General features: G+C 36.7%; 18 protein-coding genes. All 18 read left to right on the plus strand.

All coding sequences use genetic code 11. The features are described 5' to 3' along the window. The 18 genes from WG905_RS03385 (at position 1) to WG905_RS03470 (ending at position 22,232) form a co-directional block, all read left to right on the plus strand. Positions 1-1,365 (plus strand): lipopolysaccharide biosynthesis protein, encoded by a 1,365-nt coding sequence (locus WG905_RS03385; RefSeq protein WP_339590292.1) that lies wholly within the window; start codon positions 1-3, stop codon positions 1,363-1,365. Next, complete coding sequence (locus WG905_RS03390; RefSeq protein ID WP_339590293.1) at positions 1,334-2,578, plus strand: glycosyltransferase family 4 protein; 1,245 nt, start codon at positions 1,334-1,336, stop codon at positions 2,576-2,578. Before WG905_RS03385 ends, WG905_RS03390 begins: the two co-directional genes overlap by 32 nt. Before the next feature lie 10 nt (positions 2,579-2,588). After that, a complete protein-coding gene (locus WG905_RS03395) occupies positions 2,589-3,719 on the plus strand; it encodes a DegT/DnrJ/EryC1/StrS family aminotransferase (RefSeq protein WP_339590294.1) in 1,131 nt (376 codons plus the stop codon). 31 nt (positions 3,720-3,750) lie between these two features. After that, on the plus strand, positions 3,751-4,386 hold the full coding sequence (locus WG905_RS03400) for a DapH/DapD/GlmU-related protein (protein WP_339590295.1): 636 nt from the start codon (positions 3,751-3,753) through the stop codon (positions 4,384-4,386). A 39-nt stretch (positions 4,387-4,425) separates the two neighbouring features. Beyond that, positions 4,426-5,487 carry a nucleotidyltransferase family protein gene (locus WG905_RS03405; protein ID WP_339590296.1) on the plus strand — a complete coding sequence of 354 codons (1,062 nt, stop codon included), beginning with the start codon at positions 4,426-4,428 and terminating at the stop codon, positions 5,485-5,487. A gap of 45 nt (positions 5,488-5,532) precedes the next feature. Further along, on the plus strand, positions 5,533-6,807 hold the full coding sequence (locus WG905_RS03410) for a hypothetical protein (RefSeq protein ID WP_339590297.1): 1,275 nt from the start codon (positions 5,533-5,535) through the stop codon (positions 6,805-6,807). Further along, positions 6,804-8,033 (plus strand): glycosyltransferase, encoded by a 1,230-nt coding sequence (locus WG905_RS03415; RefSeq protein WP_339590298.1) that lies wholly within the window; start codon positions 6,804-6,806, stop codon positions 8,031-8,033. Before WG905_RS03410 ends, WG905_RS03415 begins: the two co-directional genes overlap by 4 nt. A gap of 31 nt (positions 8,034-8,064) precedes the next feature. Further along, positions 8,065-9,177, plus strand: coding sequence for a glycosyltransferase family 4 protein (locus tag WG905_RS03420; RefSeq protein WP_339590299.1), 1,113 nt, complete (start codon positions 8,065-8,067; stop codon positions 9,175-9,177). 7 nt (positions 9,178-9,184) lie between these two features. Beyond that, a complete protein-coding gene (locus WG905_RS03425; RefSeq protein WP_339590300.1) occupies positions 9,185-10,219 on the plus strand; it encodes a polysaccharide biosynthesis protein in 1,035 nt (344 codons plus the stop codon). Between the two features lie 214 nt (positions 10,220-10,433). Beyond that, complete coding sequence (locus WG905_RS03430; RefSeq protein ID WP_339590301.1) at positions 10,434-11,552, plus strand: polysaccharide biosynthesis C-terminal domain-containing protein; 1,119 nt, start codon at positions 10,434-10,436, stop codon at positions 11,550-11,552. A gap of 30 nt (positions 11,553-11,582) precedes the next feature. Beyond that, positions 11,583-12,719, plus strand: a complete 1,137-nt coding sequence (gene wecB, locus WG905_RS03435; protein WP_339590302.1) for a non-hydrolyzing UDP-N-acetylglucosamine 2-epimerase — start codon at positions 11,583-11,585, stop codon at positions 12,717-12,719. A gap of 1 nt (position 12,720) precedes the next feature. Further along, a complete protein-coding gene (locus WG905_RS03440) occupies positions 12,721-13,986 on the plus strand; it encodes a glycosyltransferase family 4 protein (RefSeq protein ID WP_339590303.1) in 1,266 nt (421 codons plus the stop codon). Beyond that, positions 13,983-14,891: an NAD-dependent epimerase/dehydratase family protein gene (locus WG905_RS03445; protein ID WP_339590304.1), complete on the plus strand. Its 909-nt coding sequence runs from the start codon at positions 13,983-13,985 to the stop codon at positions 14,889-14,891. The genes WG905_RS03440 and WG905_RS03445 overlap by 4 nt, the downstream gene beginning before the upstream one ends. A gap of 445 nt (positions 14,892-15,336) precedes the next feature. Further along, the gene (locus WG905_RS03450) at positions 15,337-17,862 is read left to right on the plus strand and encodes an SLBB domain-containing protein (RefSeq protein ID WP_339590305.1); all 2,526 of its coding nucleotides are present in this window, start codon (positions 15,337-15,339) and stop codon (positions 17,860-17,862) included. Between the two features lies 1 nt (position 17,863). Then, positions 17,864-18,928: a GumC domain-containing protein gene (locus tag WG905_RS03455; RefSeq protein ID WP_339590306.1), complete on the plus strand. Its 1,065-nt coding sequence runs from the start codon at positions 17,864-17,866 to the stop codon at positions 18,926-18,928. 5 nt (positions 18,929-18,933) lie between these two features. Next, positions 18,934-20,289 (plus strand): MATE family efflux transporter, encoded by a 1,356-nt coding sequence (locus WG905_RS03460; RefSeq protein WP_339590307.1) that lies wholly within the window; start codon positions 18,934-18,936, stop codon positions 20,287-20,289. Positions 20,290-20,315: 26 nt separating this feature from the next. Beyond that, positions 20,316-21,038: a glycosyltransferase family 2 protein gene (locus tag WG905_RS03465; RefSeq protein ID WP_339590308.1), complete on the plus strand. Its 723-nt coding sequence runs from the start codon at positions 20,316-20,318 to the stop codon at positions 21,036-21,038. Positions 21,039-21,041: 3 nt separating this feature from the next. Continuing rightward, positions 21,042-22,232, plus strand: coding sequence for an EpsG family protein (locus tag WG905_RS03470; protein WP_339590309.1), 1,191 nt, complete (start codon positions 21,042-21,044; stop codon positions 22,230-22,232). Positions 22,233-22,236: the final 4 nt, after the last annotated feature.

Below are 22,236 nucleotides of genomic sequence, written 5' to 3' on the forward strand. Positions count from 1 at the left end.
ATGCTAAACATTTCTCGAAAAATTCTTTCAATCTTCGAAGACAATTCTAAAAGGACCGCTTCCATTAAGAGGGAGATTGTATTTTCATTTTTAATAAAAATTATAAGTGTGATTACCGGCGTCCTTTTGATCCCACTTTTGATTGATTTTTTAGATAAAGAAAGATATGGTGTTTGGTTGACATTGTCGTCTATCTTCGCGTGGTTTAGTTTTTTCGATATTGGGATTGGAAATGGAATGCGAAATAAATTAGCTGAAGCGGTTTCAAGTAATAATAAATCACTTGCAAAAGAATATGTAAGTACCACCTTCGCAATAATATCAATTATTTTTGTTTCAATAATCCTTCTATTTCAGATTATCAATCCCTTTCTTGATTGGCAATCAATTTTAAATGTTGAGGTTATTACCGCTAGTGAGCTGTATATTCTTACTTCTATAGTTTTTACCTTATTTCTTTTGAGATTTATCTTTCAGCTCACGGGAGTAGTTTACATTGCTAATCATATGCCTTCCATTAACAATGCGCTTGTTACGCTTGGTACTGTACTCGCATTTATAATTATAGCATTGTTTTACAAGTTTACTGATAAAGGAAATTTATTATTGCTTGGGACTGTACTAACAGGAGCGCCTTTAGCAGTCTTAATTGTGGCAACTGGTGTTGCCTTTTCTGGTCGTTTTAAGTATTTAAGACCCAGTTGGTCTTCTGTTAAAATCAAACATGCTAAAAGTCTTTTGAATCTGGGCGCACAATTTTTTGTGATTCAGGTGGCTGCTATATTATTATTTTCAAGTGCAAATATTATTATTTCTCACCTGTTTAGTCCGTCTGAAGTTGTTGTGTATAACACTGCTTTAATGTATTATCAATTACCGATCATGGTATATGGTATCATTATGACACCAATTTGGAGTGCAGTTACAGATGCATATACGAAACAGGATTTTGACTGGTTAAAAAGTTCACTTTTAAAGTTGAATAAGCTCTCTTTATTGTTTTCATTAGGGATCATATTAATGATCATAGTCAGTCCTTATATTTTTGAATTATGGGTGGGTGATCGGATCAAAATGCCTTTAACCTTATCAATATCAATGGCCTGTTTTGCTATTATTAATGTTTTTTTATCGCCCTACACAAGTTTTATAAATGGCATCGGTAAGATTAAATTCAGTATGTACATGGTTTTTTTAACACTGGTATTCTATTTGCCATTAGCGTACTTGTTATCCAAATGGCTTGATAGCAGTGCAGGAATTATCATTGCAACATGTTTACTGAATGTGATTGGACTATACGTTCAACCGCTACAGGTCAAAAAAATATTAAATGGTACTGCTAAAGGAATTTGGAATGCATAACAAAATAAAAGTGGTATGGCTTTGTCATTTCAGTAATGAAAGTATACAGAATAGATTGCCTTTATGGAAGAAAAGCGAAGTATATGCAGCATGGATAACTAATACATTAGAAGGATTTAAAAATTCCAACGAATTTGAAATTCACGTTATTTCGCCACATCAATACTTGAAACGAGATTATAGTTTTGAGGAAGATGGAATTTTTTATCATTTCTATGCTATAGGGATGCCCATTATTAACAGAAGTTGGCCAGCTATTTTTCGCTTTGATCTATTTTGTTCGTTTTGGGCGAATCGGAGAAAAATTAAGAAGTTAGTAAAGACTATTCAACCTGATCTTATAAATCTGCATGGCGCTGAAAATTCTTATTATAGTTCATCCGCCCTTGATTTCTATGAGCAATATCCACTGTTGGTCACTATACAAGGTTTTATAAGCTTAGAAGTAAATAGCAAAAATGATTCGTTCAAACAAAACAGGATAGCTGTTGAATCGGAAATCATTAAGAATTGCAAATATTTTTGTGGCGATAAGGATTCTCAATCCGTTATCAGCAGCATGAGAAATATTGAATTTAATTTCTTCAATTTTTATTATCCGAATGGATCAAATATCACTCAGTTATCGAAAAGAAAGTCTGAAAAGAGTTATGATTTATTATTCTGGGGAAGAATCATAAAAGATAAAGGTGCGGAAGATTTCTTGTCCTTGGTTGCTCAATTAAAAGTAAACTTTCCAAATATTAAGGCGTGTTATATTGGGCCGGTGGTACCTGGTTATCTTGACTTTCTAAAAGACAGGGCAAAGGAGCTAGATTGTGAAGAAAATGTAGATTTTAAAGGCTTTATTAATTTCGTCGATGATTTATATACAGAAGTTTTAAAGGCTAAGATCCTTGTTCTTCCCACCTATAATGATCGGTTTCCCACAGTATTGAGAGAAGCTGTTTGCCTTCGAATTGCCGTGATCGGCTATGCGACAGGGAGTATACCTCAGTTTAATTTAGGCGAGGAAAGAGTATTACTTGCAGATCAAGGTGATATAGATAAATTGGTTTCGCATGCAGGGAAGCTACTGGACGATGAGGTGTATTTTGAAGAATTAACAGAGAAAGCTTTTGACCACGGATTAAATGAATTTAGCATAAATACGAATACAGAAAAAATAATAACTGCTTATAAGAGCGTTTTAAGAAAAGAAAATAAACTTTAATAAAAAGATTATGTACAAAATACCACTTTTTGATTTAAACTTTGATGAAAAAGAAGAGGATGCTGTTTTAAATGTGATTCGTTCTAAATGGATCTCTACTGGTCCAAAGACGCTTGAATTCGAACAAACTTTTGCTTCCATGTTGAAGGTAAACCATGCAGTTGCATTAGCCAATTGCACCGTTGCTTTGCATTTGGCCTTAAAGTTAGTCGATGTTAAGGAGAATGATGAGGTTATCTGTCCTTCCTTAACTTTTGTTGCTACCGTAAATGCAATAAGATATATGAATGCGATACCGGTTTTTGCCGATGTCACCAGTCTGGAAGATTTAACGATGAGTCCAAAGGATATAGAGTCAAAGATCACTTCCAAAACGAAAGCCATCGTTGTAATGCATTATGGTGGTTTTTCGTGCGATATGGTTGCGATAATGGCCCTGGCGAAAAAATATAATCTGAAAGTGATTGAGGACGCCTGTCATGCTCCTTTGTCTGAATACAATGGACAAAAACTGGGTACAATTGGAGATGTCGGATGCTTTAGTTTTTTCTCCAATAAGAATATAAGCACAGGTGAAGGAGGGATGTTGGTGACTAATTCTAAAGTATATTATGAAAGAACTAAACTGTTACGTTCTCATGGAATGACCTCAATGTCTTATGAGCGGGCTAAAGGACACTCAACCGAATACGATGTGGTAGAGTTAGGCTTTAATTACCGCATGGATGATATCCGGTCAGCCATTGGTATTGTTCAGTTGGAAAAAATCGAAGACGATTTACGTAAAAGAGAAGTTATCCGCAAGCAATATCTTGAGGAACTGAATGACATTGAAAATATTATTATCCCATTTAAAGATAATAAAGATTTTTCCTCAAATTATATTTTTACGATTTTACTGAAAGGTTCTGATTATAAAAAGAGAAATTTAATTAGGGAGAAATTAGCTGAAAAAGGTATCCAGACAAGTGTCCACTATCCCGCTGTTCATAAATTTTCTATTTATCAGGAATATTATTGTGAATTACCCATCACTGATTATGTTGCGGATAATTTGATCACTTTGCCTATGTATTCTAAACTTTCAAATGAAGATGTGAAATTTATAGCTGAAGCTGTGAGAAGTGTTTGCTTAGGATAGCTTCATCACCTTAAAAACAAATTCTATTTTGATGAAAAATGAAATTATAATTGTAGGTGCTTTTCATGAAATCATTGAACTTGCTGAAGACTTAAATATAAGTATTCTGGGTTTGATCGACAATGAGAAGGTAGGTTTGTATAGAAATTACCCTATCTTAGCTACTGACGCAACTTCAAATGATTTATCACCTGAAATAAAAGAAGTTCCTATAGTCATAACGCCTGACGGCCCTGCCTTAAGAATGAAATTGAGTGTAATGTATAAAAAGTTCGGTTATACTTTTTCATCCCTTGTAGCTATAGGCGCCAAAGTTTCTAAAAGTGCTTTTATAGGTAACGGAGTTATAATTCAGCATGGAGTAAATGTCTCTGCTCAGGCAGAGATTGCGGATTTTGTCAAGTTAAATACATATTGTAACGTAATGCACAATTCGGCAGTTGGAAAGTATACAACCATTGCTCCTGGTGCTGTAATATTGGGTAATGTCCAAATAGGGGAGTCCTGTTATATTGGTGCAAATTCAACAATATTACCTAATATCTCAGTATGTGATAATGTGGTAATCGGCGCAGGGGCCGTCCTCACAAAGGACATTAATCAACCAGGCACATATATTGGGGTGCCTGCAAAAAGGATGAGCCCAAATAAAATATCTGAAAATTAAATATAACTTTCTCCAATAAAAAATTAGAAGCTGTTCCTTATGAGACCATTATCACAACTTAAAGATATCATTATTTCACCTGAGAGCACGCTATTATCCGCTTTAAAGAGGATGGATGAGGTTAGAAAAAAGCTATTATTAGTTTTTGATAACCAGAAATACATCGGATTGTTATCGATCGGAGATCTTCAGCGGGCAATAATTAGTGGGGTAGACCTCAATATACCCATCACAAATGTTATCAAAAAAGATGTCATCATAGCCAAGCCTGAAAATACGATTGAAGACATAAAAAAAATCATGCTTACCATCAGGGCCGAATTCATGCCGGTTGTCTCCGATGATGGAGACCTGGTTGATATTCATTTCTGGGAAGATTTATTTGGTTTAGGAGAAACAGCTCCAGTTAAGCAGTTTAATTTACCAGTTGTGATCATGGCTGGAGGGTTTGGAACGCGCTTGAAGCCACTTACAAACGTTTTGCCGAAACCTTTAATACCGATTGGCGAAAAAACAATGCTGGAAGAAATTTTTGATAGATTCGGAAAACATGGATGTAATCATTTTTTTATATCTGTGAATTACAAAGCTGAATTAATTGAATATTACTTAAAAAGCCAAAATCTGCCTTATGTTTTAGATTTCTTTAAGGAAGAGGAGCCGATGGGGACTGCGGGTAGTCTTACCTTATTAAAAGGAAAAATCAATGAAACCTTTATGGTGAGTAATTGTGATATATTAATAGAGCAAGATTATTCTGAAATCCTCGATTATCATAAAGAACATAAAAATGAAATCACAATAGTAGCTGCACTAAAGCATTACCCTATTCCTTATGGTATCGTTGAATCTGGAGATAATGGTCAATTACTTGAATTGAGAGAGAAACCAGAAATGACGTTTAAAATAAATAGTGGGATGTATATTCTCGAACCCCATTTGCTAGACGAAATTCCTGAGAATAAATTTTTTCACATCACCCAGTTAATAGAAAAGATTCAAAATAAAAATGGAAAGATTGGTGTCTTTCCCATTAGTGAGAAGTCGTGGAAGGATGTTGGATTACTCAGTGAATATATATCCTCATTAAATGAATATTAGTGAGAGCACGGTGTAGAAAAGACGGATAGAGGCTATGGTGTTTTTATGATAGAGAAAGCGTATGGAGCTAATGAAAATAAAGTAAATATTTACCAGCTTTTGCTGGTTTTTATTGTCTTTTATATTTCTGACGACACAGTCTTGTTTGGTACTAATATTAGCCAGGTATTTATTATCTCTAAATATGTACTTTATACGCTCTTGTGTTTAGGGTTAGGTGTTGTCATCTACATCCAACGCACAGAAAGAGAACTTAAGCCTAACAGGTATAAAGGCAATTTTTTGATATTTGTAATTTATCTCTCTTATATATTGACTATGGCCGTAAATCTGGACTTTAGGCCTGGTTATTTAATAGAATTAATCGTGTTTACGCTGGCTGTTTGCATTGTAAACACAGTCAATTTTAAAGAGTTTTTCATTTATTTTAATAAGATCCTTTATTTCTTTTGCCTTTGTTCTTTAGGTGTTCTAGTCCTCAATTTTACTGTTCCATTTTTGATTAGAATCTTTCCCACAGCAATAAATTATGCCAATACCGAATTTTATAATTTATTCATCACCGTTGTATTTAAGGAAATGTCTTTTTTCAGAAATACAGGGATTTTTAGAGAACCTGGCGTATTCATCATTTACTTAAATATTGGTCTGATCTACCAGCTTTTTGTGTTGCCAAAATCAAGTTTAAAACACATTATTGTTTTTACTTTAGCATTATTTACAACGTTGTCAACTACCGGGTTTTTAGTCCTACTGGTTATAGTCTTGGGGGCTGTCTTTAGAAAGAGCACACTCAAGATGAAATTAATTAGTAGCTTTGTTGTCGTTACATTTATTTTAATATTCCTATTAAATCCAGCAATAAATGAATTGGTTTTTGGAAAGTTAAATGAAGAATCATCAGAATACATTAGTGCTTTTTCAAGATTATCGTCATTTTCAGTGCCACTATGGATATTCTTTAATAATCCATTCTTCGGGTCTGGACTTACTCGATTTGTAGATTTATATTCTTTATATTCATTGAAGTTATTTGGCTTTGAATTGGAGGCAAGTCAAGCTTCTACAAACACGATATTTAATAAGTTTGCCACTTTTGGAGTTATTTATGGCTCAATTGTTATATATGGCCTTTTTAATTTGGCAAGAATCTTGGGTAAGAAGTTTCTAGTTGGAGTTTGCCTTTTTGCAGCCTTCTTTGTTTTATTTAGTAGTCAGGAGATGAGGTTTTCTTTGCTTTTTTACATTATATTATTTTATGGCATTGATATTTCAAGTGTTAAGATTAAAGATTTTTATTTAAATAAAGTTATTGAATGAGTTTGTTGTTTTTAGGAAGCTTCTTTTCTCCTAATTTGGAGGAGCATATTCGGTTAAATAGTAAAGGAGCAATTGCAAATGCCAATAATACGTTACAGTGGTCTTTCATAGAGGGATTATCGCTTTTGGTGGATGGAGTTGGGGTAATCACCTTACCTCAAGTTGGGGCCTTTCCATTAAAATATAAGAAACCAATTATCTCAAGTGCTAAATTCAACGTTGAGGATAAAATAGTCGGGACCAGTGTGGGATTCTTTAATCTGATGGGATTGAAACATATAAGTCGCTACTTGAATGTTAAAAGAACGCTAATTGAGTATTTACTTGTCAACAATGGTGCGGCAACGCTAATTATTTATGATTTACATGTCCCTTTTTTAAAAGCCGCCGCCCAGATAAAGCAGCAATTTCCAGGCTTAAAAATCTGTCTGATAGTTCCGGATCTACCTGGACTTACAGGGACTAAAGCAAGTTTTTTGAATTCCTGTTTTTCTCATTTGGAGACCATTTTTCTGAAGCAATGTTATGAAGCTGTTGATTACTATGTTTTGTTAAGTAAGCATATGAAAAATGCGCTTCCGATAGGCAACAAGCCTTGGACAGTAATTGAAGGAATTTTTAATTCTAATGGGAATCTATTTTCGGATGAGGCATGCGAACAAAAGCAATCTATAAAAAAAATATTTTATGCGGGTGTTCTCCATACCAGAAACGGAGTAATAAACCTGATTCAAGCATTTAAACAAATTCCTGATAAAAATTACCAGCTAATTATATGCGGTGATGGACCAGCTAAAGATGAAGTTATTGCGGAGACTTTGACAGATCCCAGGATTTTATATAAGGGCCAGCTTCCCAGAACTGAAGTTTTAAAACTTCAAAAAGAATCAACATTGTTGGTAAATCCCCGGACGCCTGAGGGAGAGTTCACTAAATATTCATTCCCATCTAAAACAATGGAATATTTATCTTCTGGCGTTCCCACATTGATGTATAGATTAGAAGGAGTGCCAGATGAATATTATGAATATTGCTATGGACTTACAGACACTTCAATCAAGGCACTTACAGAATCGATGGTATCAATTTGCGAACAAGACTACAAGGTTCTACTGAGTAAAGCAAAATTGGCGCAAGAATTTATATTAATGGAGAAAAATCCAACTGTTCAATGTCGAAAAATGCTGCAGCTGTTTAAAGAATATCCGCAAGTGAAAGTGGAGTAATTTAATATTTTTGTTTTGGAAAAAATAATTTATGATTATAGGTATTGACGCTTCCAACATCCGCCAAGGAGGAGGAGTTACTCATTTGTTAGAGATTTTATTGAATTTTAATGAATCTGTTCATGTAAATATAAGTAAGGTGATAGTGTGGGCCCCGGGTACCACCCTTTTGAAGCTGCCGGATTTTCCTTGGTTAATAAAAGACGAACAAAGGTTATTAAACGGAAATATCTTTCTGCGGTCTTATTGGCAATCTGCTCATTTAGGGCGCTTGGCGAATAGCAATAATATTGATGTTTTATTTTCATTATGTAACAATTGCATTAAGGGAATTGATACGGTATTGATCTGTCACAGTCATCTTCCATTAGAAAGGAAAGAAATAAACAGGTATCCTTGGGGCCTGGCACGTTTAAGACTGGAAATTCTTCGAATAAAATTTATCAAGTCCTATACTAAAGCTAAAGGGATTATATTTCTGACAAATGCTTCTATGACCTTAGTTAGTAGTTTGGTAGATATTTCCCAAAAAAAATGCGAGGTAATTCCTCACGGATTTAACAAGGAGTTATTTGAACCCAAAGATTTATCTTCAAAGACGGATGAGTACGTTAAATTGGTATATGTATCTATTTTAGAACCTTATAAGCATCAGCTGGAAGTTTTGCAAGCTGTAAATCTATTAATAGAAGAAGGATATAAACTTCAACTATATTTAATTGGAAGTAAAATGCACTTGGAAACATCGCGGGTTAATTCTTTTCTTGCTTTACACGGACATATTAAGGATGAAGTTCATCTCCTTGGGGATATTCCTTATGAAAAGCTCAATGAATATTATAGAAATGCAGATATATTTGTCTACGCTTCAACATGTGAGTCATTTGGCATCATTTTACTTGAAGCAATGGCAAGTAAGCTCCCAATTGCCTGCTCAGATATAGCTTCGCTAACGGAAACTTTAAGAGATGGAGGTATTTATTTCAATGCTGAGGATCCAAAAAGTATAAAAGAAGCGTTAAAATTATACCTGGACAATAATAACCTTAGAACTGAATGCAGTATAAAAGCCTATGATTATTCAAAAGGATATTCATGGAAAGTGTGTTCACTTCGAACATTTCAATTTTTAGAATCTATATAAAAAAAATATGTTTAAAAATAAAACTTTATTAATTACAGGAGGAACTGGTTCTTTTGGTAATGCTGTTTTAGATCGGTTTCTTCACACCGATATTAAAGAGATCAGGATCTTTTCAAGAGATGAAAAGAAACAAGATGATATGCGTACCCAACTTAAAAATGAGAAGCTAAAATTTTACATTGGGGACGTAAGAGATTACGATAGTGTTGAACGTGCAACAAGAGGGGTGGATTATATATTTCATGCAGCAGCGCTTAAACAGGTCCCTTCCTGTGAATTCTTCCCATTAGAAGCTACTAAAACCAATGTGTTTGGTACACAAAATGTAATTGATGCGGCAGTAACCAATAAGGTAGCTAAAGTGATTTGCTTAAGTACTGATAAAGCGGCTTATCCTATAAACGCAATGGGTATTTCAAAAGCCTTAATGGAAAAAGTTGCGATAGCTGCATCCAGAAACATAATCGGTGATACTACTGTTTGCTTAACACGTTATGGCAATGTGATGGCATCCAGAGGATCGGTCATCCCATTGTTCTTAAAACAAATTAATGAAGGGAAGCCGTTAACCATAACTGATCCTCAGATGACACGATTTCTGATGTCTTTGGAAGAAGCTGTTGATTTAGTGTTATTTGCCTTTGAAAATGGGAAACAAGGGGATTTGTTTGTTAATAAAGCTCCGGCTGGCACAATTGGAGACCTTGCAAAGGCATTAAAGGAATTATGCAACGCAGAGAATGAAATCAAAGTTATCGGAACCCGTCACGGAGAGAAATTATATGAAACTTTGTGTACGAGGGAGGAAATGCAAAAGGCCGAAGACATGGGTGGATTTTATAGAATTCCAGCCGACAACCGTAATTTGAACTATAATCAGTATTTTTCCGAAGGCGAAACGGATCTTTCTAAGATAGAGGATTACCATTCGCATAATACAGAACAATTAAATGTTGAAGGAATGAAAGCCCTGTTATCAAAGCAACCTTATATCAAAAGGGAAGTTTTTGGAGATTTAACTGCAGTTCAATACCCAGGATAATATGAATAGTCTCAAGTTTATTTCCAGACAAATTCTAATTCTACCACAGCTGCCGGGCAATGATTGTTTTTTTGTGCTCCACTGTGGAGTAATCAGAAAATGACGAATATTGCTTGACAAAATAAGTGGTTTGACTTCACAAAAAAGAGGAAGCAAATAATGAGTCAAAGAATGTTTGGATCAAATTTAAAGTCACATCAAATTAGATAATTAAATGATAAAAGTAGGTATCACTGGCCAGAATGGCTTTCTGGGAAATCATCTTTATAATACTTTGAGTCTTTTTGCAGAAGAATTTCAGAAAATCCCTTTTGAAAAAGATTTTTTTGAAGATGATCAAAAATTAAATGATTTTGTAGGGAAGTGTGATGTTATCGTTCATTTAGCAGCAATGAACAGGCATAATGACCCTCAGGTCATATACAATAATAATATTGACCTGGTGAATAAACTGATCACTGCTTTGGAGCATACAGGCAGCAAGTCCCATGTTTTATTTTCGTCTTCTTCACAAGAAGAAAATGACAATTTATACGGTAAGAGTAAAAAAGAAGGCCGGAAATTATTATCAGACTGGGCAAAACGATCAGGAGGTAAATTTACAGGGATGATTATACCGAATGTTTTTGGTCCTTTTGGAAATCCCTACTATAATTCTTTCATTGCTACATTTTGCCATCAGCTAACCCATGAGGAGCTGCCCAAGATTGAGACAGATGCCGATGTGAAATTGATTTACGTGGACGATCTGGTGGAACTGATCATTAAAGAAATAAAAGCTCCTCAATCAACCGATGTTTTGCAAATTGCAGCTAATGAAAAAAGAACAGTTTCAGAAATCCTGCAGATATTAAAAAACTTTAAAGACGCTTACCTTGATTCTGGAATTATTCCCCAACTGAAGGATCGATTTGAATTGAATTTATTTAACACTTTTCGGAGTTATATAGATATCAAAAATCACTATCCCGTAATGTTTACCTCACACAAAGATCCCAGGGGTGCTTTTGTAGAAATTATTCGCCTAAACGTAGGAGGGCAGGTTTCTTTTTCGACAACAGTGCCAGGGATTACACGTGGAAATCATTATCATACCCGTAAGATTGAAAGATTTGCAGTAATAAAAGGGGAAGCTCTAATTCAATTAAGAAAGATTGGCACAGAAGATATTTTGAACTTTAAGCTTTCGGGCAGTGAACCTGCTTATGTTGATATGCCTATCTGGTATACACACAATATTAAAAATACGGGCGATGAAGAATTGTATACAATATTTTGGATCAATGAATTTTTTGACCCAAATGACCCGGATACATTTTTCGAAAATGTTTAGTTATCAAATGGCAACCGCATAAAATAAAAAATGAAAGAAAAATTAAAAGTAATGACCGTTGTGGGAACGAGGCCCGAAATCATTAGGTTATCAAGAGTAATAGCTGCTTTAGATGCTTCCGAAGCTATCGAACATATCCTTGTACACACTGGCCAGAATTATGACTATGAGCTGAATGAAATTTTCTTTGAAGATTTAGGTATTCGAAAACCAGACCATTTCCTTAATGCAGCAGGGGCTACTGCTGTTGAAACAGTGGGGCAGATCTTAATAAAAATTGATCCCTTGTTACTTAGTGAAAACCCGGATGCTTTTTTAGTTCTTGGAGACACTAATAGCTGTTTATGCGCTATACCTGCAAAAAAGCGTCATATACCAATTTTTCATATGGAGGCAGGAAATCGTTGTTTTGATCAAAGGGTACCTGAAGAAACTAACAGAAAGATTGTTGACCATGTTTCGGATATCAACTTAACTTATAGTGATATCGCCAGAGAATATTTGTTACGTGAAGGACTACCTGCCGACCGGATTATCAAAACAGGATCCCCTATGTTTGAGGTATTAAATCATTACTTGCCAGCGATAAATAAATCAGATATTTTGTCCCGATTGAATCTTGTGGAACATAAATACTTTGTTGTTTCAGCTCATAGGGAAGAGAATATTTCTAATGAAAAGAATTTTTCCGATTTGATGGATAGCTTGAATCTTATTGCAGAAAAGTACAAACTTCCGATTATCGTAAGTACACATCCACGGACCAGAAATATGATTGACGCCAGGAATATTACGATGAGGCCAGAGATCAACTTTCTTAAGCCGATGGGTTTTAATGATTATAATGCTTTGCAAATGAAGGCTTATGTTGTATTGTCTGATAGCGGTACTATTTCTGAAGAATCTTCCATATTGAATTTTCCTGCATTAAATATCAGAGATGCTCATGAACGACCTGAAGCTATGGAAGAGGCTTCTGTTATGATGGTAGGGATGAACCCAGAACGCATCATGCAAGGCTTGGTTCAGTTGCAGTATCAAAAAAGAGGTGCAGAAAGAAATTTCAGAAAAGTTACAGATTATTCCATGCCTAATGTATCCGATAAGATGGTTAGAATCATATTAAGTTATGTAGACTATATTAACAGGGTGGTTTGGTCGAAATAGCATGAAGAAGAAAATCCTAATTCATTCTATTGTTTTTAGTCCGGATGGCGTTTCCACTGCTTACCTTTATAATGATATTGCGCTAAAATTTGCGGAACGCGATTATGAAGTTGTTGTGTTAACCACTACGCCTCATTATAACGTTCTGGAAGTAGAATTAGCTAAACAGCCAATGATTGCTAAATGGGCCGGTTTATACTATGAAAGTAGGTTTCATCATATTCGTGTAATCCACATTCCTCAGAAAAAGTTTAAGAGCTTTTTTCTGAGGTCACTGGGATTTGTGTACTGGCATTTTTTATCTTTAATTCTGGGTTTAACACAAAAAAATGTTTCATTAATTTTATCGCCGTCCCCACCTTTAACTATTGGATTTATAAATCTGATCATTGGTAAATTAAAAAAAGCCAAAGTCATTTATAACGTCCAGGAAATTTACCCCGACTTTTTAGTAAACCAGGGAAGCTTAAAGTTTAAGCCATTTGTTAGTCTGTTTAAGTATATGGAACGATTCGTTTACAATAATTCAAGCGCTGTAACCACCATTGACCGTATATTTTATGATACAATATCTCCTAGGTTTAAAGATGCCTCGAAACTACATACTATACCTAATTTTGTAGACACTGACTTATTTAAGCCGATTCCGCAAGAAGAATTGCAATTAGACAGGAGCTTATTTCCGGACAATAAGGAGGTTCTGAAAGTGATGTATGCGGGGAATATTGGACATGCGCAGGATTGGGAGCCGCTGCTTGCTATAGCTAAGCAGTTAATTCATACTAAAATCGAATTCTGGGTGGTTGGTGAAGGGGTGATGAAAAGCTATCTTGAAAATGAGATTAAAATAAATAATTTAACCAATATCCATTTGATTCCTTACCAATCCAGGGAACAAATGCCGAGTCTGATCTCCTATGCGGATATTCATTTTATATTCATGTCCCGTGAAATGGAAGGACAGGGATTCCCCTCAAAAGTTTATACGATCATGGCTTGTGCTAAACCATTGTTAGTAATTTCAGGAAAAAATACTCCAATTCATAATTTCTTGTCTTCAACTAATTGTGCCTTTTTAGTGGACACAAAATCCTTTGATGAAAAATGCCAATCCGTAACTGACTTCTTACAAAGGACATTATTGGATAAGTCTGGTATTAAAGAGTTGGGCGGAAATGGCTATAAATTAATTGAAAGAGAATATTCCAAAAATGCAGTTACACGGCAATATGTAGATTTAGCGGATCAAATTTTACACATTTCATGATGATAAATATTAGTCTTACTGGTGGCAATGGTTTTGTTGGAAAGAATCTGATTTCTTATTTAAAAGAAAGAGCGCTTCATACAAATTTAATTAGTCGGGAGCAATTGGGGGATGCAAATATTGAACTGTACAAAGATTGTGATGTTCTAGTCCACCTGGCAGGTAAAGCACATGATCTAAAGAAGTCCGCGAATTCCGAGGAGTATTTTAAAGTGAATTTTGAGCTTACTAAAAATATATATGATTCTTTTTTAAGGTCCAAAGCCAAGAAGTTCATATTTATTAGCAGTGTAAAGGCAAGTGCAGATTCCGTTGAAGGAATTTTATACGAAGATAATAATCCGAATCCTCAAACGGATTACGGTAAATCTAAGTTATTAGCCGAAGAATATATAAAAAGACAAGAACTTCCGGTAGGGAAATCATATTACATTCTTCGTCCATGTATGATTCACGGGCCTGGTAACAAAGGAAACCTTAATTTACTTTATACTTTCGTAAAAAAAGGAATTCCATATCCTTTAGCTGCTTTTCAGAATAAACGTTCATTTTTAAGCATAGAAAATCTTTGTTTTGTTATAAAAGAGTTAATCGTCAGGGACGACATTCCATCAGATGTTTATCATGTGGCGGATGATGAGCCTTTATCAACTAATGAAGTTGTCACAATCTTAGCTGATTCTTTAAATTTTAAGCCCAGACTCTGGCCTATTTCAAAAAAAGTAATCAGCTTCTTCGCAAAAGTTGGTGATAGATTAACGCTTCCATTAAATACAGAACGTTTACACAAACTAACTGAAAGTTATATTATATCTAATACTAAGCTTAAAAAACACCTTGGCAAAGAATTACCATTGAATTCCAGGGAAGGGTTGAGAATTACTGCTCAACATTTTAAGCATTAATTTTCACGATCAACTGATATGTTTAAGTAGCTTTTGAATATAACCACCCGGTTATAATTTGGTGCCATCTACTTCCGTATATTCAAATCAGATATTTGCTGTGGAGCTTTTGATAGCTACAGTAATACAATCAGAATATGGTTTTGCCGGTTTCTTTCGGACGCCCAAACTTGCATACTCCTAACTGAGTGGCTACACGACTTTTTCATAATTAATTCAAAGAAAAAATCTTAAGTTAAAAGAATATTATAATAATGTAAATTATTTAAATAAAATTAGCTTAAAATTATCTAAATTGATATAAATTTAAAAGCAAGAATATCCTTCTCCATTTATACCACTCAACAACGATAGACCGTGTTGAGCTGGAACTATGTTGAAAAGAGAAAATAATCGAACATGGACTAAAATCTTATACAATTGAATTATAAATTTTTGTGTTCCTATGAAATTCAGAAGTGTCTCCGCCGCTTTACTATTGATCTTATTATTCTCCTTTTCAGGAATTTTTTCTGTTGCCGCCCAGTCTGGTATTAATTACGCTGAAATCAAAGTAGATGATCTTTCCGACGCTCAGATCCGTCAACTCATCCAGAGGGCAGAGTCGATTGGATATAGTGATGCCCAACTGGAGCAAATGGCTACCGCACAAGGAATGAAACCTGAGGAAATCCAAAAGCTAAGGTCGAGGGTGGATAAGATCAGGAATGAACCTGGGTCAGCAAGTAACGTAAGAAATCAAACCAGAACGGCACAGCAGTCGCGTGAGCGAACTTATTTGATTGACACAGGTTCTGCGTACAACTTACCAAAAAAGGTGCTGTCGTCTGCTGAGCAAAGGAATGCGGAAATCCATAGTTTGTTTGATCATATGCAGCCAAAGATCTTTGGTGCTGAATTATTCAGAAACTCCAATTTGTCCTTCGAGCCTAACTTACGTATGGCTACCCCAGCGAATTATATTGTTGGTCCTGATGATGAATTACTGATAGATCTCAGCGGTGATAATGAGGCTAGCCACAGATTAAAAGTTAGTCCGGAAGGCGCCATTAACATGCAATATGTAGGGCGCATCACGGTAGGGGGAATGACGATCGAGCAAGCTTCTGCTAAAATCAAGTCCCAGATGTCTACAACCTTTCCCGGTTTGCGTTCCGGTCGTAGTCAGGTCGCGGTAAACCTGGGCAACATCAGGAGTATTAAAATAACCGTATTAGGTGAGGTAATAAAACCCGGGTCTTATACCTTGCCGTCCCTGGCAACGGTGTTCAATGCCTTATACGCCTCTGGTGGCCCCAATCAAAATGGCTCCTTTCGGAAAATACAAGTCATCAGGAACAACAAGGTAGTCAGCACTATCGATGTCTACAATTTTCTTTTAAGAGGTATTCAGGCCAATAATATTCGTTTGCAAGATCAGGACGTTATTAATGTCCCTGTTTATCAAAGCCGTGTTGAAGTTGCCGGGGAAGTGAAGAGGCCGGCTTTTTTTGAAGTGCTGACAAATGAATCAATGGAGGATGTCCTTCACTTTGCTGGTGGCTTCAATAACGAGGCATATACGGCCAAAATTAAAGTATTACAAAACACCGATAAAGAACGTAAAATCACAGATGTGGCTGCTGAAAGTTTCGCTGTTTATCAGCCTTTAAATGGCGACAAATATATAATTGAAGCTATTCTGGACCGCTTTGAAAACCGCGTCGAAATAACGGGTGCTGTATTTCGGCCGGGCGCATTTGAACTAGAGAAGGGATTAACCTTAAAAGGGCTGATCAACAAGGCTGATGGGATTAAAGAAGATGCCTTTTTAAACAGGGGATATATCTCCAGGTTAGATGCCGACAATAGCCTGTCTCTTTTATCATTTGACCTGGAGAAAGTGATGAATGGTTCGCAAAATGACATTCTCTTACAACGAGAAGATAGAGTAACGATCAGTTCCATTTTTGATTTAAGGGAAGAGTATAAAGTAACCATACAAGGTGAGGTCAGACAGCCCGGTACCTTTATGTTTGCGGAAAATATGAGCCTGGAAGCACTGATTCAAATAGCTGGTGGTTTTAGGGAAGGGGCAACACCAAACCGCATTGAGATTTCCAGAAGAATTAAAAACAGTGACGCTACGTCCACTTCCGCAAGAACTGCAGAAGTATTTACCCTAACCGTAGACCAAAACCTCCGGCTGGGGGACAGTACTTTCGTATTGCAGCCTTTTGACATCGTTACGATCCGTAATTCCGAAGGTTACCAGGTGCAAAAGCAAGTAAAAGTTATTGGTGAAGTTTTATATCCCGGAATCTATACCGTTACCAGGAGAGATGAACGAATTTCAGACCTGATTACCAGGGCTGGAGGTTTAAGTCCGCTTGCTTATGTGCAAGGAGCCTCCTTAAGAAGGAATGGCAACCAGGAAGTAAAGACCCAGGACAGCCTTGAACGCGATAAAGAAGAGAAGGCTAAGCTGTTAAATTTAAATCGATTAAAAGAGGCAGGGGCAAGAGATACGACAAGCATCGAAAAGGACCTGCAAATATTAAGGAGTGATTTGGTGGGCATTGACCTGGAGCATATCCTTAAAAAGCCAATATCCAGAGAAGATTTAATCCTGGAAGACGGAGATGTGATCAGGATACCAAGACAATTGCAGACGGTAAGGATCACCGGTGAGGTTTTACAACCTAACAGTATTGTTTATAACAGGGGGAAAAGTTTTAAAAATTACATCAATGGCGCTGGGGGCTTTAATTACAATGCTTATAAAAAAGGCGCTTATATCGTTTATTCAAATGGATCGGTAGAGGCAGCAAGGAAATTTCTGTTTTTCAACAATTATCCCGAGGTAAAGCCCGGTGCGGAAATATTTGTACCAAAAAGAGCCCAGCGGGAGAAAATGAGTATTCAGAGTTGGATTGGAGTTGGCACGGCTGCAGCTTCCTTAGGTGCCATTGTTGTTAGTTTATTAAGGTAATATGGAGCATTTAAAAACACACCCGACTTCAGATCTTTCATTGAGGGATGTCCTATTGAAATTCAGGCAGTGGAGGAAATATCTCTTCACAAAAAGGTTGTTGATTATAGGCTTTGGTGTCCTGGGTGCGGTTTTGGGTATCACCTTCTCCATATTTAAAAAGCCTGTTTATACAGCGAAGTCAATCTTTGCATTAGAAGAAACAGGATTAGGCGGTGGCTTAAGCGAGTATGCAGGCATTGCCTCCATGATGGGAATCAGCATAGGAGGAGGGAACGATGGCTTGTTTAGCGGCGAAAACATATTGGAACTATATAAGTCACGCAGTATGCTGGCCAAGGCGCTGCTGAGTGAAGGCAATTTTGCAGGTAAAAGACAACTCCTTGTGGAACGCTATATAGATAGTTACAAACTAAGAAAAAGCTGGTCAGATAAACCTGCTTTAAAAAATATCAGGTTCAGCAATACAGGCAAATTAACCCTTAGACATGATAGTGTCCTTAACGAAATCGTAAAGGCAATCAACAAAAAGATATTAACAGTAACCAAACCAGACAAGGGCTTAAACATCATCTATGTAGAAACCAAGTCTATCGATCAGCTTTTTGCTAAAAAGTTTAACGAGCTGGTCGTCAAAAATGTAAATGATTATTATATCCAGGCAAAAACAAAAAAGGCAATACATAACCTGGCTGTTCTACAGCATCAAACGGATTCAGTTCGAAGGGAGTTGAATAGAGCCCTCTCTGGTGTAGCCAGTGCCATAGATGTTAATCCCAGTCCGAATTTATCACGGCAGGTTTTGAAAGTTCCCACCCAGCGTAAGCAAATTGATGCGGAAGCCAATAAGGCCATCCTCATTGAACTTGTCAAAAGCCTGGAAATGTCAAAAGTTTCCTTGAGAAAAGAAACACCCCTCATTCAGGTGATTGATGTCCCGGTCCTTCCATTAGAAAAAACAAAGTTCGGGAAATTGAAAGGATTACTGGTTGGTGGTTTTGTCTGTGCATTTCTTTGCATTTTGGTCTTGTTGTCCAGGAAGATGTATAGAGAAATTATAAACTAAACGTTTTGAAGATACAGTCGTATGCAACTGATTTTTTCACCAAGGGCCATGAACGTACTTTATTGGCCAAGAAAAATATTGCCGGGGTTTTTTTATTCAAAGGCGGTTCAGTTGTAATATCACTTCTTTTAATCCCGCTGATCCTTGATTACATCAGCCCGTCCCAGTTCGGAATATGGCTGACCATCAGTTCTTTCCTGGCCTGGTTTGCTTTTTTTGATATCGGTCTTGGAAACGGGCTAAAAAATAAACTGGCAGAAGCCATCGCAGCAGGGGATCTTCCCTTAGCCCGCATCTACGTGAGCACTACCTATTTCATCATCACCTTGATCAGTATGGTGCTTTTGTTGTTGTTTTTGCTACTTAACTTTTTCCTTGACTGGACCAGGCTGCTAAATGCGCCTTTAAACCTTGCTCAGGAATTGAGTACGATAGTCCTGGTTGTTTTCTCGCTGTTTGCTGTTCAGTTTGTGCTGCAGCTGATCAACGTGGTAACGGCTGCCAGGCAAAATATGGTGATCACCTCACTCATTGGTTTTTTGGGCAATTTGCTTTCCCTGATTGTCATCTTTATTTTAAACAAAACGACGGCAGGTTCCTTATTAAACCTTGCCCTGGCTTCTACGATCATTCCATTATTTATCCTACTCCTATTTAACATCCAGCTTTTTAGCGGTTCTTATCGAGAATTTGCACCTGCTTTAAAGTTTGTTAAGCTGCCTTATATCAAAGATTTGCTAGGGCTGGGGATCAAATTTTTTATCATTCAGATCGGCCTCCTGTTTTTATACAATACAGCAAATCTTGTTATCATTCATGTGATATCTCCTGAAGCTGTGACCAGCTTCAACATTGCCTTTAAATACTTCTCTATCTTAACGATGATTTGTGGGATTGTCATGGCGCCTTTTTGGACCGCCGTTACGGAAGCTCATGCTAAAGGCGACATCCCCTGGATAAGGAGAACCGTCCATCATTTAATGAAGTTTTGTATGGCGCTGTTTTTTGCCGGTTTGCTGATGCTGCTATTGGCAAACTTTGTGTATTCGTTCTGGGTAGGTCCGGAAATTCACATTCCCTTTTCATTATCCTTCCTACTGTTTGTATTCACGGTGATCAATACGTACCGGTCCGTATATAGCTTCTATTTCAACGGCACGGGGAAAATCATGCTTCAGTTATATTTAATCAGCGTATCAGGCTTGGTAAATATACCTTTCAGCATCTTTTTAGGGAAGCTCATGGGGACAAGCGGGGTTATTTTGGCAACTACCATTTTATGTGCGTTTTGTGCCGTGGTGGAAACTATACAATACCAAAAGCTGATCAATAAACAGGCAACCGGAATCTGGAATAAATAAATCGTCAGGAAATAACGTCAGGAAACATGGAAAGTCCATTGGTGTCTATCATTACAGTTGTTTACAATAATAAACAGGGGATAGAAAAGACCCTGAGCAGCATAGTGTCCCAAACTTATACGGCCATTGAATATATTGTGATTGATGGGGGCTCTTCCGATGGGACATTGGACATCCTCAGCCGGTATCAGGCTCACATCAGCATTTTTATTTCCGAACCCGACGAGGGTATCTATGATGCCATGAATAAAGGTATTAGCCTGGCTACAGGTGAACTGATCGGTATCATCAACAGCGGAGACTTTTACGAAAAAGACGCCCTGGAGACCGTTGTCAATTCATACCGTGAACATCCTGAAGCAGCTATATTTCATGGTGTTTTAAGGGTGTTTGAAGCAACGGGAGCATTTAAATCCATTATTGGAAACCACAGCTCTTTTCTCGCTAAAGGTATGATCGAGCATCCAACCTGCTTTGTGAAAAGAGAAATTTTTCAACAACACGGCGCATTTAACCTCGCTTATAAATCTTCTTCAGATTATGATTTCATGCTGAGAATGAAAGAACTTAAGGTTAGCTTTATGTTCATTGAAAAAATTCTCGCCAATTATTATACCGGCGGAATTTCCTTCCAGACCACAGCCTTACTGGAAACCTTACAAATCAAACAGCATTACGGTTTGATCTCCAAGTTTAAAAAAGTGCTGATCGAACAGATCATCAGTTTTAGAGCCAAATTAAAAATATAAGCCATGTTTTACCTTGTGATTTTTATCATTCTTGGTTTTTTTAGTTTCCTGGAGATCACCTCGATCGATAGCCTGTATAAGAGAATATTGCTGATCGTCAGCTTTTTTATGTTGTGGTTAATTGCGGGCTTAAAATTTGAAATGGGCGGGGACTGGCCTGCCTATACCCAGTTTTTTAAAGATGTAGAGCCTTTTGAAGTGATTTTGACCCAAAAAGCGCCTGTTTACAGGATGAATTATATGGAGCCTGGGTATAAACTGCTGAATGCGTTGATCAAAACGCTTGGCGGTAATATGCAAATTGTATTTTTAATCATCGCCCTTATTAATTCATGCCTGTTTTTTAAAGCCTTACGCATGTATTGCGTTTATCCTGTGCTAGGGGCCCTGATTTATTTCAGTGCGGTTTATTTTCCCTTAGATATGATTGCCATCCGACAGGCTGTAGCCGTGCAGTTGTTTTTTGTCTCTTTGTATTTCATCTATCAAAGACGGTTCTGGCCATTTTTTTGCATCATGCTCCTTGCTGTTCTTTTTCACCGGTCAGCACTTCTGTTGCTGCCTTTGTATTTTGTGATTCATAAAGAATTAAATTATAAAGTCTATACCGCCATCTTTATTTTTTCCGCAGCCGTCTTTTTCCTGCAAATCCAATGGATGGCTGGTCTGTTGAGTATAGTAGCAGATAAAATCGGCGGCCACACCGGAGGAATTATCCGGATGTACATCAGTTCCAATACCTATGGGGTGAACCGGGTTTTAAGTGTAGGGGTATTCATTAATCTCCTTCTTTTTATCCTGTATTACAGGCACCGCCATGAACTGAGGTATTTTAAATACTACACGATCTTTTTCAACCTATTTATGATTAACGTCGTCGTGTTTTTTGTGTTTTACGAGTTAATAGAAATCAGCAACCGCTACCGGTTTTACTTCTTGTTATCCAATGTTGTGCTGCTGCCTTATTTAATTACCATATATAAAGATGCCGGCTTCAGGCTGGTCACTTATGCAGGTATCATTGCCTTCTCTTTTTTGTATGGAAGGGCAGTCTTCCTTGAACAACCAAGTGCAATTGCTTTTAACCCTTATCAGAATTACCTCTACCATAAAATATTTGATACCAAAAGCGACGGCATGGAACGGTTGAAAAAAAGTGACAGGGAATATCTTGAATCAAGAAAACGCGATTAATCAG

Source organism: Pedobacter immunditicola (assembly GCF_037482985.1).
GTDB classification, from domain to species: domain Bacteria; phylum Bacteroidota; class Bacteroidia; order Sphingobacteriales; family Sphingobacteriaceae; genus Pedobacter; species Pedobacter immunditicola.

Coding starts and splice junctions, on each gene's coding strand:
- WG905_RS03385 (WP_339590292.1), top strand. CDS start 1: ATGCTAAACATTTCTCGAAAAATTCTTTCAATCTTCGAAGACAATTCT.
- WG905_RS03390 (WP_339590293.1), top strand. CDS start 1,334: ATGGTACTGCTAAAGGAATTTGGAATGCATAACAAAATAAAAGTGGTA.
- WG905_RS03395 (WP_339590294.1), top strand. CDS start 2,589: ATGTACAAAATACCACTTTTTGATTTAAACTTTGATGAAAAAGAAGAG.
- WG905_RS03400 (WP_339590295.1), top strand. CDS start 3,751: ATGAAAAATGAAATTATAATTGTAGGTGCTTTTCATGAAATCATTGAA.
- WG905_RS03405 (WP_339590296.1), top strand. CDS start 4,426: ATGAGACCATTATCACAACTTAAAGATATCATTATTTCACCTGAGAGC.
- WG905_RS03410 (WP_339590297.1), top strand. CDS start 5,533: ATGATAGAGAAAGCGTATGGAGCTAATGAAAATAAAGTAAATATTTAC.
- WG905_RS03415 (WP_339590298.1), top strand. CDS start 6,804: ATGAGTTTGTTGTTTTTAGGAAGCTTCTTTTCTCCTAATTTGGAGGAG.
- WG905_RS03420 (WP_339590299.1), top strand. CDS start 8,065: ATGATTATAGGTATTGACGCTTCCAACATCCGCCAAGGAGGAGGAGTT.
- WG905_RS03425 (WP_339590300.1), top strand. CDS start 9,185: ATGTTTAAAAATAAAACTTTATTAATTACAGGAGGAACTGGTTCTTTT.
- WG905_RS03430 (WP_339590301.1), top strand. CDS start 10,434: ATGATAAAAGTAGGTATCACTGGCCAGAATGGCTTTCTGGGAAATCAT.
- wecB (WP_339590302.1), top strand. CDS start 11,583: ATGAAAGAAAAATTAAAAGTAATGACCGTTGTGGGAACGAGGCCCGAA.
- WG905_RS03440 (WP_339590303.1), top strand. CDS start 12,721: ATGAAGAAGAAAATCCTAATTCATTCTATTGTTTTTAGTCCGGATGGC.
- WG905_RS03445 (WP_339590304.1), top strand. CDS start 13,983: ATGATGATAAATATTAGTCTTACTGGTGGCAATGGTTTTGTTGGAAAG.
- WG905_RS03450 (WP_339590305.1), top strand. CDS start 15,337: ATGAAATTCAGAAGTGTCTCCGCCGCTTTACTATTGATCTTATTATTC.
- WG905_RS03455 (WP_339590306.1), top strand. CDS start 17,864: ATGGAGCATTTAAAAACACACCCGACTTCAGATCTTTCATTGAGGGAT.
- WG905_RS03465 (WP_339590308.1), top strand. CDS start 20,316: ATGGAAAGTCCATTGGTGTCTATCATTACAGTTGTTTACAATAATAAA.
- WG905_RS03470 (WP_339590309.1), top strand. CDS start 21,042: ATGTTTTACCTTGTGATTTTTATCATTCTTGGTTTTTTTAGTTTCCTG.